The sequence below is a fragment of the Ensifer sp. NM-2 genome, assembly GCF_003024455.1.
Lineage (GTDB): Bacteria > Pseudomonadota > Alphaproteobacteria > Rhizobiales > Rhizobiaceae > Ensifer > Ensifer canadensis.
This window is the reverse complement of the sequence record NZ_PVZR01000121.1, coordinates 1-510: the sequence shown is the minus strand read 5'-3', so window position 1 is coordinate 510 and position 510 is coordinate 1. Positions and strand designations below refer to the sequence as shown.

Annotated in this window: 1 rRNA gene; it reads left to right on the top strand. The window is 54.9% G+C overall.

The window, feature by feature from the left end:
- Nucleotides 1-510: ribosomal RNA gene (locus tag C6558_RS39075) — 16S ribosomal RNA — on the top strand; the annotation flags it as partial.

The following is a 510-nucleotide window of genomic DNA, read 5'->3' as shown; positions in this document are numbered from 1 at the left end:
AAGACTGGGATAACTCCGGGAAACCGGGGCTAATACCGGATGCTTGATTGAACCGCATGGTTCAATCATAAAAGGTGGCTTTTAGCTACCACTTGCAGATGGACCCGCGGCGCATTAGCTAGTTGGTGAGGTAACGGCTCACCAAGGCGACGATGCGTAGCCGACCTGAGAGGGTGATCGGCCACACTGGGACTGAGACACGGCCCAGACTCCTACGGGAGGCAGCAGTAGGGAATCTTCCGCAATGGACGAAAGTCTGACGGAGCAACGCCGCGTGAGTGATGAAGGCTTTCGGGTCGTAAAACTCTGTTGTTAGGGAAGAACAAGTGCTAGTTGAATAAGCTGGCACCTTGACGGTACCTAACCAGAAAGCCACGGCTAACTACGTGCCAGCAGCCGCGGTAATACGTAGGTGGCAAGCGTTATCCGGAATTATTGGGCGTAAAGCGCGCGCAGGCGGTTTCTTAAGTCTGATGTGAAAGCCCCCGGCTCAACCGGGGAGGGTCATTG